We start from the raw sequence: 15,520 nt of genomic DNA, 5'->3' as shown, positions 1-15,520 counted from the left end.
ATCTTACTCCTCTGTTCCTACACGAATCGTCGATTCCCCCAACGGGGTGATGTATTCGCTGTTTACATATCCTCTGTAGCTTTCGTATTGACCGGTCTGTACTTCCACTAAAGCGTAATCGGTATTCTCTACGGATTCGATCAGCCGTAAATGTGTCATGGGCGTCAGACTGGCAATTTCATCAGAATCGCTGCTCGGTCCGTTGCGGAGGGTCAGCGACTGATGTACATCGGCCACGTAAATGTCCTCGCTGTTTTCTTCCTCCTCGGTGGAGGCGCTCTCCGTCTCTTCTGAATCCTCCACAGTGGAAGGCAGACTGATAGAGTTCATTGCCTGTTTGCTTGGAATGGCAAAGTAGAGAAACGAAATACCGGAGAAAATAACTCCTGCGATAAACACAACGCAAAGAAAAGATACAATGAATTTTTTTATCATGTGGACTCCTTTCGATCATTGTATTGAAAAAGAAGAAATCAGTCAGTTTCTTTCTATAAATATAGGTAGTATTCCCCTGCGGCAGATGCGGCTATACATTTGACACAAGGTTTATCTGATATTTTACCATAATATTATGGAAAATGCCATAGAATTATAATTGACATTTTTCCGCAGGTAGTATATGATTGTTGTGTTAAAAACGAAGACGGAGACAGTAGGAATTTCTGAACGCTCCAGTGAGGCGGAGACAGTGGGAACCCGCCGCCAGTAGGGAATCTCTGAACATCACTCCTGAGTTGCGCTGCTGAAAGCATACAGTAAGCGGCGACGGAATCTCACCGTTACAAGAGAGGCATATGATAGTATGTAAAAGGTGGTATAATGAACGCTTGGGCTTTCATCCTGTTACGGATGGAAGCTTTTTTTATTTCAACAGGCCATAGGAGGGAAAAATGTACAAAAAAGTTTCGACAAACCTGAATTTTGTGGAAAGAGAAAAGGAAACTGCAAAGTTCTGGAAGGACAATGACATTTTTAAGAAAAGCATGGAACAAAGAGAAGGATGTCCGACTTATACTTTTTATGACGGACCGCCTACTGCCAACGGCAAGCCGCATATCGGTCACGTGCTGACCCGTGTCATCAAGGATATGATTCCGCGGTACAGAACCATGAAAGGATACATGGTGCCAAGAAAGGCCGGATGGGATACCCACGGTCTTCCGGTGGAGCTGGAAGTGGAAAAAGAACTGGGGCTTGACGGAAAGGAGCAGATCGAAGAGTACGGTCTGGATCCTTTCATCAGAAAATGTAAAGAATCTGTCTGGAAATACAAAGGCATGTGGGAAGATTTCTCCAACACCGTCGGTTTCTGGGCTGATATGGATAATCCATACGTCACTTATCACGATGATTTCATTGAGTCCGAATGGTGGGCGTTAAAGACCATCTGGAACAAGGGACTTTTATACAAAGGATTTAAGATCGTGCCTTACTGCCCGCGGTGTGGAACTCCTCTTTCCTCCCACGAGGTGGCGCAGGGCTACAAAGCGGTAAAAGAGCGTTCTGCCGTGGTACGTTTTAAAGTGGTAGGTGAGGACGCATATTTCCTGGCATGGACCACGACTCCGTGGACACTGCCATCCAACGTAGCGCTCTGTGTGAATCCGGACGAGACTTACTGCAAGGTAAAGGCTGTGGATGGATACACTTATTATATGGCGGAGGCTCTGCTGGATAAAGTCCTCGGCAAACTGGCCGGGGAAGGAGAAAAGGCCTACGAAGTCCTTGAGACCATGAAGGGCTCCGATATGGAATATAAAGAGTACGAGCCTCTGTTTGCCGCAGCGGGAGCAGCTGCCGAAAAACAGCACAAGAAAGGATTCTTCGTGACCTGCGACGGATATGTAACCATGTCCGACGGTACCGGTATCGTTCATATCGCTCCGGCGTTTGGTGAGGATGACTCCAATGTGGGAAGAAAATATGACCTGCCGTTCGTACAGTTCGTCAACGCCAAAGGTGAGATGACAGAAGAGACCGACTATGCCGGAACTTTCGTAAAAGATGCAGACCCGCAGATTCTCAAAGATCTGGATGCCAAAGGACTGCTCTTTGATGCGCCGAAGTTCGAGCATGACTATCCGTTCTGCTGGAGATGTGACACTCCGCTGATCTACTATGCGAGAGAATCCTGGTTCATCAAAATGACAGCAGTGAAAGAGGATATGATCCGCAACAATAACACCATCAACTGGATTCCGGAATCCATCGGAAAAGGACGTTTCGGCGACTGGCTCAACAATCTGCAGGACTGGGGCGTTTCCAGAAACCGTTACTGGGGTACTCCGTTAAATGTATGGGAGTGCGAAGGCTGCGGCCATATGGAATCCATCGGAAGCCGTGAAGAACTGGCAGAGAGAAGCGGCAATCCGGATGCCAGAACAGTGGAACTGCATCGCCCGTATATTGATGAGATCACATTTACCTGTCCGGATTGTGGAAAGACCATGCGCCGTGTGCCTGAGGTCATTGACTGCTGGTTTGACTCCGGAGCGATGCCGTTTGCGCAGCATCACTATCCATTTGAAAATCAGGAGACCTTTAAGGAACAGTTCCCGGCACAGTTTATTTCTGAGGCTGTGGATCAGACCCGTGGATGGTTCTATTCCCTGCTGGCGGAATCCACCCTGCTGTTTAACCGGGCACCGTATGAGAACGTCATCGTTCTTGGCCATGTGCAGGATGAGAACGGACAGAAGATGAGTAAGAGTAAAGGAAATGCGGTGGATCCGTTCGATGCGCTGGAACGCCATGGTGCTGACGCCATCCGCTGGTATTTCTACTCCAACAGCGCGCCGTGGCTGCCGAACCGGTTCCACGATGATGCGGTGACAGAAGGACAGAGAAAATTCATGGGAACTCTCTGGAACACCTACGCATTCTTTGTATTGTATGCGGATATCGATTCCTTTGACCCGACACAGTATACTCTGGATTACGACAAGCTTTCCGTTATGGATAAATGGCTTCTGTCCCGTCTGTACTCCACAGTGAAAGCCGTAGATGATAATCTCAACAATTACAAGATCACAGAGACGGCCAAGGTGCTGCAGAGCTTTGTGGATGAGATGAGCAACTGGTACGTGCGCCGCTCCAGAAGCCGTTTCTGGGCAAAAGGCATGGAGCAGGACAAGATCAACGCATATATGACTTTATATACAGCCCTTGTGACCATCGCCAAGGCAGCGGCTCCGATGATCCCGTTCATGACAGAGGACATTTATCAGAATCTGGTGAGAACCGTGGACAAAGACGCGCCGGAGAGTATCCATCTGTGCGACTTCCCGGAAGTAAAAGAAGAGATGATCGATGCTCAGCTGGAGAAAGACATGGCGGAAGTGCTGGATATCGTTGTTCTCGGCCGTGCCGCAAGAAATGCGTCCGGTATCAAGAACCGTCAGCCGATCGGCGAGATGTTTGTGAAAGCGGACAGCGAGCTTAACGTCTTCTATAAAGAGATCATTGAGGAAGAGCTCAATGTCAAGAATGTGGAGTTTAAAGATGATGTTTCCGAGTTTGCCGGATACATTTTCAAACCGCAGCTTCGTCTTCTGGGACCGAAATACGGCAAGCAGCTGGGACAGATCAGCAAGGCCCTGGCAGAGGTCGACGGCAGCGCCGCCAAGAAGCAGCTGGATACGGAAGGTGTTTTGACAATTACTGTGAATGATGGTAAGATTGATTTAACTCCGGAGGAACTGCTTATCACAACGACACAGAAGGAAGGATTTGTATCTCAGGAAGATCGTGGGGTTACAGTTGTGCTGGATACGAATCTGACACCGGAGCTGATCGAAGAAGGATTTGTGAGAGAAATAATCAGCAAGATTCAGACCATGCGGAAAGAAGCCGGCTTTGAGGTGACAGATCACATTACAGTCTGCGAGAACGGCAATGATAAAATCAGGGCAATTATGACCGATAACGCAGATGTGATCAAACGGGATGTATTGGCAGAGGAGATTGTATTTGACGCAGAGCGCGGATATTCCAAAGAGTGGAATATCAACGGTGAGAAAGTGCAGCTTTCCGTGGAAAAAAGATAATGTAGGAGGATTTCCCAATTGATTAAGAAAATAACCTTTAACAAGAAGAAGTTCAAGAAAGAAGTAGAGGCAAATACCCGTATTTTGTTCCGCCGGACTCTGGAAGAGGCGACTCCGCAGCAGATTTATCAGGCGGTGGCCTATTCCATCAAAGATGATATTATCGATAACTGGATTGAGACTCACAAGGCATACGCTGCTCAGGACAAGAAGACAGTATATTACATGTCCATGGAGTTCCTGATGGGCCGTGCCCTTGGTAATAATATGATTAACCTTACCTGCTACGATGACGTTCGCGAAGCCCTGGAAGAGATGGGACTGGATCTGAATGTGATCGAAGATCAGGAGCCGGATGCAGCATTGGGCAACGGCGGCCTCGGCCGTCTGGCTGCCTGCTTCCTGGATTCCCTGGCTACTCTGGGATATCCGGCATATGGCTGCGGTATCCGCTACCATTATGGTATGTTCAAACAGAAGATTGAGAACGGATACCAGATTGAGACTCCGGATGACTGGTTAAAGAATGGCAACCCGTTCGAGATCAAGAGAGACGAGTACGCTGTCGAGGTTAAATTCGGCGGTTATGTGGATGTGGAGAACCACAACGGCCATACAAAGTTTGTGCAGAAGGGCTATCAGAGCGTCCGTGCCGTGCCGTATGACATGCCGGTGGTAGGCTACGGCAACCACATCGTAAATACTCTCCGTATCTGGGATGCGGAAGCGATCAATACCTTTAACCTGGACTCCTTTGATAAAGGTGAATATCAGAAGGCTGTAGAGCAGGAGAACCTGGCAAGAACGATCTGTGAGGTGCTCTACCCGAATGACAACCATATGGCAGGTAAAGAGCTTCGTTTAAAACAGCAGTATTTCTTTATCTCCGCGTCCGTGCAGAGAGCTGTGCAGAAATATAAAGAGACCCATGATGATATCCGTAAGTTCCATGAGAAGGTTGTCTTCCAGCTGAACGATACCCATCCGACAGTGGCCGTTGCCGAGCTGATGCGTATCCTGGTGGATGAAGAAGGACTGACATGGGAAGAGGCATGGGATGTGACCACAAAGACATGTGCGTACACCAACCATACCATCATGGCAGAGGCTCTGGAGAAATGGCCGATCGAGCTGTTCTCCCGTCTGCTTCCTCGTGTATATCAGATCGTGGAAGAGATCAACCGCCGTTTCGTTATGGAGATTCAGGCAAGATATCCGGGCGATCACGAGAAGGTGCGCAAGATGGCTATTCTCTATGATGGACAGGTGCGCATGGCACACCTTGCCATCGCGGGCAGCTTTTCCGTCAACGGTGTGGCTCGTCTTCACACAGAGATTCTTGAGAAGAGAGAGCTCAAGGACTTCTATGAGATGATGCCGGAGAAGTTCAACAACAAGACTAACGGTATCACACAGAGAAGATTCCTGCTTCACGGCAATCCTCTGCTGGCTTCCTGGGTGACCAGCAAGATCGGAGACGACTGGATCACAGATCTGTCTCATATCAGCAAGCTGGGCGTTTATGTGGATGATGAGAAATGTCAGCAGGAATTTATGAATATCAAATATCAGAATAAGGTTCGTCTGGCTAAATATATCAAAGAGCATAACGGTATCGATGTGGATCCTCGTTCCATCTTTGACTGCCAGGTAAAGAGACTTCATGAGTACAAACGTCAGCTGATGAATATCATGCATGTCATGCATCTTTACAATATGCTGAAAGAGCATCCGGAGATGGATATCGTGCCTCGTACTTTTATTTTCGGCGCCAAAGCGGCGGCCGGCTACGATACAGCCAAGCTGACCATCAAGCTGATCAACTCCGTGGCAGACCGTGTCAACAACGACCCGGCCATCAACGGCAGAGTGAAAGTTGTCTTCATCGAGGATTACCGCGTATCCAACGCAGAGCTGATCTTTGCGGCGGCCGATGTCAGTGAGCAGATTTCCACTGCCTCAAAAGAAGCTTCCGGAACCGGTAACATGAAGTTCATGCTGAACGGCGCTGTGACCATCGGGACCATGGACGGAGCCAATGTGGAGATTGTGGAAGAAGTCGGCAAAGAGAATGCTTTCATCTTTGGCCTGTCCGCAGAGCAGGTAATGGAATATGAAAAGAACAAAAACTATCATCCGGCTGATCTCTATAACAGCAACGATGATATCCGCCGTGTGATGACTCAGATGATCAACGGCTATTACTGTCCGGAAAATCCGGATTTATTCCGTCCGCTCTATGATACACTGATGCAGAAAGATATGTACTTCATTCTGGCAGATTTTGAGTCCTACAAAGAGGCTCAGAAGAGAGTGGAAGCAGCTTACCGCGATGAAAAAGCATGGTCCCGCATGGCGATGATGCAGACCGCTCACTGCGGCAAGTTCTCCTCTGACAGAACCATCGAAGAGTATGTGAGAGATATCTGGCATCTGGAAAAAGTGAAACTGTAATACAGGCAGTGACACCCGGGTACAGACAGGACTGTGATAAAACTGTCCGTTTTGTAAAAAATACAATACAATAAAATATAACAGTTGAGGCGGAGAAACCGTTGTAAATGGGCTTTGCTGGTAAATTATTACCCTAAGACCTGTTTGCAGCGGTTTCTTTGCTTTTTTTGTCCGGATATATGTGTTGTTGAATAAAATATATAAGGCTTTTATGATAAAAGTTGTGTAATATTTTGGAAAAATAAAAAACATTGTAAAACTTACGATAAAAATTTGCTTTTTCATGCAAAAAAGTATAGAATAAGAACAAATGAGTCCTTTGATGTGTGGAGGGAGAAAAATGAGCGCAATTATTGATGAGATTATTGATTCCCTGAAAAAAGGACAGGGCAAGCGGGTGACAGATCTGGTGAAGATGGCGCTGGAAGAAGGAATTTCCGCCCAGACGATCCTGGAAGATGGTTTCCTTGCAGGCATGGGACAGGTGGCGGACAAGTTCCGCCAGGAAGAAGTGGGGGTTCCGGAGATATTAAGCGTCACAAGGGCGCTGGATAAAGGAGTGCAGTCGCTCAGAAGCTACACCGGCAGCAGCAACTCCAAAGAAGTGGGGACGGTTGTTCTCGGTACAGTGAAAGGCGATATGCATGATATAGGGAAAAATCTGGTAAAAATGATGATGGAAAGCAAGAACATTCATGTGGTGGACCTGGGGGTTGATGTTTCGCCCAGAAGATTTCTGGATGAGGCCATTGCCAGCCGGGCACAGATTGTCTGCATGAGTGGGATTTTATCCAGATCAGGAGAAGACATGCGCGCGGTGGTGGAAGCCTTTGAAGACAGGGGGATCCGAAACCGGGTGTACTTTATGGTGGGCGGATATTTTATGGATGCGGAACAGGCCAGAAAGATTGGCGCCGACTGTTACACGGAGGACGCCTGCGCCTGCGCGGAGAAGGCATACCAGTATTTGATGAAAAAGGGGAGAAGAAAACGATACCAGTAAAAGATTACCGGGTATTCTGAAGGGATTAGGGTACAGCCTCATTCATTATGCGAATTGTGGATGATACAGTACACCAGAGTAGATGGAGGACGAATCATTGGCAGATAAAAATAATATTCATATTGAAGATGTCATAGATGTGAAAGAACTACAGAATCTGCAGGATAACTGGGCGAAGGCGACAAACCTTGCGTTTGTCAGCGTGGATTGCAACGGGACACCGATCACTAATTACAGTAATTTTACTCCTTTTTGCGAAAAACTTCGGGAGTTTGATGAATTTCGGGAGAAATGCCATTATTGTGATGCCTGCGGAGGACGAAAGGCGAAGAGGATCGGAAAGGCCTATACCTATATCTGCCATGCCGGCCTGATCGATTTTGCAATTCCGATCATGATCAAGGGCCAGTATGTGGGAGCCATCCTTGCCGGCCAGGTGACCAGCGCGGATTTTCAGGATTTAAGGCAGATCGCCCCGATCAGTGAGGGGTGGCAGGATAACGAGGAATTGATGGAGCTTTATAAGCAGGTGACTGTTATGCCTGTGGAGAAGATTCTGGCGGTGGCACAGATCCTCTGTGACAGTTACAATTATTCCGTGGAGAAACAGTACGCCAACAAGGTGGATGCGGAGCTGCGGGAAAAGGATCTGAAGCTCATCAAAGAGGAGAAGCTCCGGATTGAGATGGAAAAGGCGCTGCGGGAGATCGAGCTTAAGGCTCTCCACTATCAGATCAATCCGCATTTCCTTTTCAATGTATTGAATACCATCGGGCGTCTTGCGTTTTTTGAAAATGCAAAGATGACGGAAGATGTGGTCTACGCATTTTCCGACATGATGCGGTACATTTTGCGAAAAAGCAGTCAGCCGCTGAGCTCTCTCGGAGACGAGATCGCCTACGTGGTCAATTATCTGAAGATACAGAAGATCCGTCTGGGCAGCCGGATGCAGTATACCATCGATGTGCCGGAAGAGTTTTACGCGGTGAAGCTGCCGTTTCTGTCCGTGACGACCATTGTGGAGAATTCCATCAAACACGCGGTGGAAAACAGAGCGTCCGGAGGAACCATTCAGGTGCGGGCTCACCGGGAGGGTAAGGATCTGTATGTGGATGTCATTGATGACGGAGACGGGATCGCTCCGGAAAAGATTACCAGGATCCTTCGAGGAGATGCCTATAAGAATGAGAAGGAGGGGGCTGTCGGCATTTATAACATCAACAGCCGCCTGACCCATTATTTCGGGCATGAGTATGCGCTCATGATCGAGAGTGAGAACAAGCCGTCCATGGGGACGAAGGTGACCATTAAAGTGCCGTTAAAAATTCAATAGAAAGGCGGTGTCATTTTGTACCGTATTTTAATTGTAGAGGATGAAGAGCTGGAGAGAACCTCGATGAAGATCTTTCTGGAAGAAAATCTTCCGGATGTGGAGATTGTCGGAGAGGCCAAGAGCGGGTATGAGGCAGTGGAACTGATTGGAAACTGCGATATCAATCTGATTCTGGTGGATATCAACATACCCGGCATAGACGGCATGGAGGTTATCAAATATGCCAGAAAGAAGCTGCCTCAGGCGGTGATCATCATCACCACAGCCTATGATGACTTCAATATCGCCCACAAGGCGATCAAACTGAAAGTGGATGATTTTCTTCTGAAACCCATCCGGAAAGAGGTGCTTCTGGAGTCCGTGAAGGCCTTTGCCGGGAGGCTTGGCGAGGGTCCTCAGACAGATAAGAGTAATAAATTGTTGTCAAAATTGGAAGTGGAACTAAGAAAATGCTCTTACAAAGCTACTGTAGACCTTTTAAGAGAGTACATTGACCAGTTATATTTAGAACATCACGATGTAAATGTGATTTCCAAGCGGCTGCAGGATCTGGCAAAGATGATCGTGCGGACCGCGGAGGAGCTCAACATCAGTGATACCAATGAGCTTGTTATGCAGATGGAGAAGTTAAAGATCAAATATCTGCTTTATAACAATAAACATGATGCCTACAATGAAGTTGTGAAGATGGTTGATATTCTCTTTGATAAGATGAACATCAAAGGGAAGCTGTCTGACGGCGGCATGAAGTCCGTCGTGGACTACATAGAGAGAAACTTAAAGCGGGGCATCAGCCTGGAGGACGTGGCCAACCACGTCAACATCAGTACCTACTATCTCAGTAAGATTTTCAAGAAAGAGATGGGGGTCAATTTCATCACCTATGTCACGGACCGCAAGATGGACCTGGCAAAGGAGATGCTTGTGAACACCGACATACCGGTGCTTAATATTGCCTTGGATCTGGCGTACAATGAAGCGAACTACTTCAGTAAGGCTTTCAAGAAGAAAACCGGATTGACGCCGTCTGAGTATAGAGAAAAGTACAGAGTAAGAAAGGAGGAGGAAAATGAAACGGTTTAAGCTTTCCACTGAGGTGCTTTTCAGTGAGGATGCCATCGACGCTCTGCTTGAAGAAAAGGATGAGAACGCTGTCCTTATTACGGACAAGTTCATGGTGGATTCAGGGATGGCTGACATGATTCTTAAAAAGTTGTCAAACTGTAATTCAGTTTCCGTATTTGACGAGGTAATTCCTGACCCGCCGATGGATTTGATCGAGAGAGGAATTGATTTTCTTCAGGACAAGGAGTGTGACGTTGTTGTCGCGCTGGGTGGAGGTTCTTCCATCGACGCGGCGAAGGCGATCGTTTTCATGGCAAGAAAGATTGAACTTGCACAGAATCCGGAGAGCACAAAGAAGATCAAGCTGATTGCCCTTCCGACCACCAGCGGCACTGGTTCTGAGGTGACGCAGTTTGCGGTGGTTACCGATTCAAAGACTGGTGTCAAGATTCCTCTGATTGATGAGAGCCTGATGCCGGATATCGCGATTCTGGATCCGGAACTGGTGAAATCAGCGCCGCCATTTATCACGGCGGATACTGGTATGGACGTAATCACTCACGCCATTGAGGCATATGTGGCTGAGACAGCCAGCGACTGTTCCGACTGTCTGGCAGAAAAAGCTATGGAACTGGCTTTTGAATATCTGCCAAAGGCATACCGCAACGGCTATGACATTAAGGCAAGGGATAAAATGCACCGGGCATCCTGTCTGGCAGGTATGGCGTTCAGCCTTGTTAATCTCGGACTGAACCATGGTATCGCTCACGCCCTGGGCGCTATTTTCCACATCCCGCACGGCCGTGCCAACGCGCTTGTGCTGCCGCATGTTATTTATTTCAATGCGGATATGGACAGAGAAGCAGCAAAACACAGCAACGACGCAGCAAAAAAATATCAGAAGCTTGCCCGCGTTGTCGGTCTGCCGGCTCCGACCACAAAAGTTGGTGTATCCAATCTGATCGCTGAGATCAATCGTCTTCTGAAGTACATGGACCGCCCGATGTGCATTACAGAGTGCGGCGTGACACTGGAAGAGTTTGAGGCAAACAGAGATGAGATCATCCGCAGAGCGCTCGCTGACGCCTGCACACAGGCTAACCCGAGAAAAGTTACAGCGGAGGATATCAGTAAGATCCTGGATCACATCGCAAAATAATAGACATGCCGGATAGAATTGTTTTGTTGTCCGGCAAAAAAGATGTCAACAAAGTATCATGTCGAAGAATGGCTTTTGGCAGTTCCTGTGTATTTAAAAGCTAAAAATTATAGGAAAAAGCCAAGTAATTTTGTGAAAGTTGCTATATAATGATACTATCCTGTAAATCAACCAAAGGTAGTCTGTCCTATCCAGACAGACAAGAATTTTTATAAGGAGGTCAATTATGCAGAAAGAAGCTTTAGGAATGATTGAGACCAAAGGTTTGGTTGGCGCAATCGAAGCAGCCGATTCCATGGTTAAATCAGCAAACGTAACACTGGTGGGATATGAGAAAATCGGATCTGGTTTAGTTACTGTTATGGTCAGAGGTGATGTAGGAGCTGTTAAGGCATCTGTTGATGCAGGTACAGTTGCTGCTGACAAGGTAGGTACAGTTGTGTCCAGCCATGTAATCCCAAGACCACATACAGACGTAGAAAAAATCTTACCACAATAAGTTTAGTCCTAGTCTGATCAATTATTAATGGAGGTATAATTCAATGAAAGATGAAATGATGGCTAAAATCATGGACGAAGTGATGAAAAAAATGGGTGGCACTCAGGCTGAAAGTGCTTTCGCTAATGATACAACTATCGCAGCTCCAACTCCTAAGGGAATCAACGAAGACCTTTGCGGATTAACAGAGTACGTTGGAACAGCTTTAGGACATACAATCGGTCTGGTAATCGCTAACCTTGACTACAGCGTTCATGAATTACTGAAAATCGATCCTAAATACCGTTCTATCGGTATTATTTCCGACCGTGTTGGTGCAGGCCCACAGATTTTTGCATGTGACGAAGCTGTTAAAGCTACAAATACTGAAATCGTTCTTTGCGAGTGCCCAAGAGATACAGAAGGCGGCGCTGGTCATGGTTCCTTAACAATCTTTGGTGCTGAGGACGTATCCGATGCAAGAAGAGCTGTTGAAGTTGCATTAAGCTTTGTTGAGAAACAGATGGGTGATGTATACGGTAACTCCGCAGGACATCTGGAGTTCCAGTACACAGCACGTGCATCCTACTGCTTAGAGAAAGCATTCGGCGCTGTTGTTGGTAAAGCATTTGGTATCACTGTAGGTGCTCCTGCAGGTATCGGTGTTGTATTAGCGGATACAGCTGCTAAGACTGCTACAATTGATCCTATCGCTATCGCTACACCAGGTAACGGCGGAACATCCTTCTCCAACGAGGTTAACTTCTTCTTTACTGGAGATTCAGGTGCAGTTAGACAGGCTATTATCGGCGCAAGAGAAGTTGGAAAACAGTTACTGAAAGCCTTAGAGCCGAACGAACCACTGGAATCCACAACTGTTCCTTATATCTAAGATAACGCTTTGATTTTTAGCATACCTTATGTACGTTGAGAGAACATAAGGGAACTGGTAAATGGGATATCTGCTTACATAATGTGAACGGAAAGGCAGATATCGGAGCTTCTGTAAGATAGTATAGAAGAAAGTTTAATTGAGAAATTGAGAGGTGTTGAGACCGTGAGAAGTAAACGTTTTGAATATTTAGATCAAAGACCTGTTAATCAGGACGGCTACGCTTTAGAGTGGCCAGAAGTTGGATTTATTGCGATGAACAGCCCATATGACCCTACTCCTTCCATCAAGATCGTGAACGGCGAAGTAGTAGAGATGGACGGCAAGACAAAAGACGAGTTCGATATGCTCGATGCTTTCATCGCTAAATACGCTATTAACCTTGATTTCGCAGAGGAAGCTATGGCTAAAGATTCTCTGGAGATCGCACGTATGCTCGTTGATATCAACGTTAACAGAGCTGAGTGTCTGAAATATACAACAGCAGTTACACCTGCTAAGTTGGTTGAGATCGTTGGTAACCTGAATGTTCTTGAGACCATGATGGGTATCACCAAGATGAGATGTAGATTAAAACCAGCTAACCAGTGTCACGTTACTAACGTAAAAGATAACATGATCCAGATCGCAGCAGACGCAGCTGAGGCAGCTGTTCGTGGTTTCGCTGAGATGGAGACAACTGTTGGTATCGTTCGTTACGCTCCGTTTAACGCTATCGCTATCATGCTCGGTGCTAACGTAGGACGTCCTGGTATCCTTACACAGTGTGCTGTTGAAGAGGCTACAGAGCTTGACCTTGGTATGAGAGGTTACACAGCTTACGCTGAGACAGTTTCCGTATACGGAACAGAGGACGTATTCATGGATGGTGATGACACTCCATGGTCCAAAGCATTCCTTGCTTCCTGCTACGCTTCCCGTGGTGTTAAGATGAGATTTACATCCGGTACCGGTTCTGAAGTTCAGATGGGTATGGCAGAAGGAAAATCCATGCTTTACCTTGAGGCTAGATGTCTTGGTGTTACCCGTGGTGCTGGTGTTCAGGGAACTCAGAACGGTTCCGTATCCTGTATCGGTGTTCCTGCCGCTGTACCAGGTGGTATCCGCGCCGTTGCATGTGAGAACTTAATTGCCGCTATGCTTGACCTTGAGAACGCTTCCTCCAATGACCAGACATTTACACATTCTGATCTTCGTAGAGTTGCTCGTTCCATTCCTCAGTTTATCCCGGGAACTGACTACATCTGTTCCGGATATTCTGCAACACCTAACTATGATAACATGTTCGCTGGATCCAACTGGGATGCAGACGATTATGATGACTGGGTAGTAATCCAGCGTGACTTAAAAGTTGACGCAGGTCTTGTTCCTGCTACAGAAGATGAAGTTGTTGCTGCTCGTAACAAAGCTGCAAGAGCTATTCAGGCTCTCTTCCGTGAATTAGGATTACCTGAAATCACAGACGAAGAAGTTGAAGCTGCTACATACGCACGTGGATCTCAGGATATGCCTGACCGTGACGTTGTTGCTGACCTTAAAGCTGCTACAGATATGCTTGATCGCGGCGTAACAGGTATCGACTTTGTTAAAGCTCTTTACAAAGGTGGATTTGAAGACGTTGCAGAGTCTATCTTCAATATTCAGAAAGCGAAAGTTGTTGGTGACTACTTACATACAGCGTCCATGCTTGATAACAAGTTCCACGTAATTTCCGCTGTTAACAGCCCGAACTGCTACGAAGGACCTATGACTGGTTACCAGATCAGCCCAGAGCTGTGGACAAAACTCAGCAACATTCGTACAGCTGTTGACCCGTCAAAGATTTGATAAGATAGTCTATTTTAAGGAAGGTGAACTATAATGGCAATTGATGAAAGATTATTAAAAAGCGTTATCGCTGAAGTTCTCAAAGAAATGAACACTACTTCCGCAGCAGCAGCTGAAGAGGCTTGTTCCGAAGGCATGACCATCACAGAAGTTGGCGATGCTCAGAAAGGTACAAACCCTAACGAAGTTGTTTTAGGCGTTGCACCGGCTTTCGGCGTATCCCAGACAAAGAATATCGTTGGTGTTCCTCACGCAGCCATCATCAAAGAAATCATGGCTGGTCTTGAGGAAGAAGGCGTTGCCTGCAGAATCGTTAAAGTATACAGAACATCTGACGTATCCTTTATCGCTCATGATGCAGCAGAATTATCTGGATCAGGCATTGGTATTGGTATCCAGTCCAAAGGTACTACTGTAATCCATCAGAAAGACCTCCCACCACTGTCTAACCTGGAGTTATTCCCTCAGTGCCCTCTGATTGACCTTGAAACATACAGAGCAATTGGTAAGAACGCTGCTAAATACGCAAAAGGCGAATCTCCAAACCCTGTACCAGTAAAGAATGACCAGATGGCAAGACCGAAATACCAGGCTTTATCCGCTGTTCTTCACATCAAAGAGACAGAACATGCCGACAGAAATAAAGCTCCTAAAGCTCTTAAAGTTGAATTTAAATAAACGGAGGTGTCAATCGTGGATCAGGAATTATTAGTAAGACAGATTATGCAGGAAGTGCTTAAAAATATGCAGGGCTCTGCAGCAGCTTGTGAATGCGAAGGCAAAGTAACAGCCGCTGATTATCCTATTGGAGAAAAAAGACCTGAGTTAATTAAGAGTGCATCAGGTAAATCTCTGGATGAGTTAACATTACAGGGTGTTATCGATGGTACTTTAGACGCCAAAGATTTCCGTATCACAAAAGAAACTCTGGAATTACAGGCTCAGGTTGCTGAATCCGCAGGACGTGGATTCTTCGCTGTAAACTTAAGAAGAGCTGGTGAGTTAATCCCTGTACCAGACGCAAGACTTCTTGAGATTTACAATGCATTAAGACCTTATCGTTCCACAAAAGCTGAATTATACGCTATCGCTGATGAGTTAATCAACCAGTACGGCGCAACTGTTTGTGGTAACTTCGTAAAAGAAGCAGCTGATATTTACGAAAAACGTGGACGTTTAAAAAAATAGTCAGCACGCTTCCGTGACGGATCAAGGGGGCAGAACCTGGACAGCGCTGGATTGCTGTACCAGGTGAAGCACCCC

The 15,520-nt window shown here is 46.7% G+C and carries 12 protein-coding genes; 11 read left to right on the top strand and 1 reads right to left on the bottom strand.

All coding sequences use genetic code 11. The features are described from left to right. Nucleotides 1-3: 3 nt before the first annotated feature. On the bottom strand, nt 4-435 hold the full coding sequence (locus B5E53_RS06645; RefSeq protein ID WP_087313378.1) for an SH3 domain-containing protein: 432 nt from the start codon (nt 433-435) through the stop codon (nt 4-6). Nucleotides 436-890: 455 nt separating this feature from the next. Between B5E53_RS06645 and ileS the strand changes: the two genes are divergently transcribed. The 11 genes from ileS (at nt 891) to B5E53_RS06590 (ending at nt 15,445) form a co-directional block, all read left to right on the top strand. Continuing rightward, complete coding sequence (gene ileS, locus B5E53_RS06640) at nt 891-4,046, top strand: isoleucine--tRNA ligase (RefSeq protein ID WP_087313376.1); 3,156 nt, start codon at nt 891-893, stop codon at nt 4,044-4,046. 18 nt (nt 4,047-4,064) lie between these two features. Beyond that, nucleotides 4,065-6,500: a glycogen/starch/alpha-glucan phosphorylase gene (locus B5E53_RS06635; RefSeq protein ID WP_087313375.1), complete on the top strand. Its 2,436-nt coding sequence runs from the start codon at nt 4,065-4,067 to the stop codon at nt 6,498-6,500. A 340-nt stretch (nt 6,501-6,840) separates the two neighbouring features. Further along, nucleotides 6,841-7,503, top strand: coding sequence for a cobalamin-dependent protein (locus B5E53_RS06630; RefSeq protein ID WP_162611815.1), 663 nt, complete (start codon nt 6,841-6,843; stop codon nt 7,501-7,503). 97 nt (nt 7,504-7,600) lie between these two features. Further along, the gene (locus tag B5E53_RS06625; RefSeq protein WP_162611814.1) at nt 7,601-8,836 is read left to right on the top strand and encodes a PocR ligand-binding domain-containing protein; all 1,236 of its coding nucleotides are present in this window, start codon (nt 7,601-7,603) and stop codon (nt 8,834-8,836) included. A 15-nt stretch (nt 8,837-8,851) separates the two neighbouring features. Then, nucleotides 8,852-9,919 (top strand): response regulator, encoded by a 1,068-nt coding sequence (locus B5E53_RS06620; RefSeq protein WP_087313369.1) that lies wholly within the window; start codon nt 8,852-8,854, stop codon nt 9,917-9,919. Then, entirely contained in the window at nt 9,906-11,060 is a 1,155-nt protein-coding gene (locus tag B5E53_RS06615; RefSeq protein ID WP_087313367.1) for a 1-propanol dehydrogenase PduQ, read from the top strand. The genes B5E53_RS06620 and B5E53_RS06615 overlap by 14 nt, the downstream gene beginning before the upstream one ends. Before the next feature lie 226 nt (nt 11,061-11,286). Continuing rightward, complete coding sequence (pduA, locus tag B5E53_RS06610; RefSeq protein ID WP_087275395.1) at nt 11,287-11,559, top strand: propanediol utilization microcompartment protein PduA; 273 nt, start codon at nt 11,287-11,289, stop codon at nt 11,557-11,559. A 43-nt stretch (nt 11,560-11,602) separates the two neighbouring features. Continuing rightward, nucleotides 11,603-12,430 (top strand): propanediol utilization microcompartment protein PduB, encoded by an 828-nt coding sequence (pduB, locus tag B5E53_RS06605; RefSeq protein WP_087275397.1) that lies wholly within the window; start codon nt 11,603-11,605, stop codon nt 12,428-12,430. Between the two features lie 165 nt (nt 12,431-12,595). Then, on the top strand, nt 12,596-14,257 hold the full coding sequence (locus tag B5E53_RS06600; RefSeq protein ID WP_087313365.1) for a propanediol/glycerol family dehydratase large subunit: 1,662 nt from the start codon (nt 12,596-12,598) through the stop codon (nt 14,255-14,257). A 33-nt stretch (nt 14,258-14,290) separates the two neighbouring features. Then, nucleotides 14,291-14,935, top strand: a complete 645-nt coding sequence (locus B5E53_RS06595; RefSeq protein ID WP_087313364.1) for a propanediol/glycerol family dehydratase medium subunit — start codon at nt 14,291-14,293, stop codon at nt 14,933-14,935. 15 nt (nt 14,936-14,950) lie between these two features. After that, nucleotides 14,951-15,445, top strand: a complete 495-nt coding sequence (locus B5E53_RS06590; RefSeq protein ID WP_087313362.1) for a diol dehydratase small subunit — start codon at nt 14,951-14,953, stop codon at nt 15,443-15,445. The last annotated feature ends 75 nt before the right edge of the window (nt 15,446-15,520 follow it).

Source organism: Eubacterium sp. An11 (assembly GCF_002161065.1).
Taxonomy (GTDB): Bacteria; Bacillota; Clostridia; order Lachnospirales; family Lachnospiraceae; genus Anaerobutyricum; species Anaerobutyricum faecale.
This window is presented reverse-complemented; position numbering and strand designations above follow the sequence as displayed.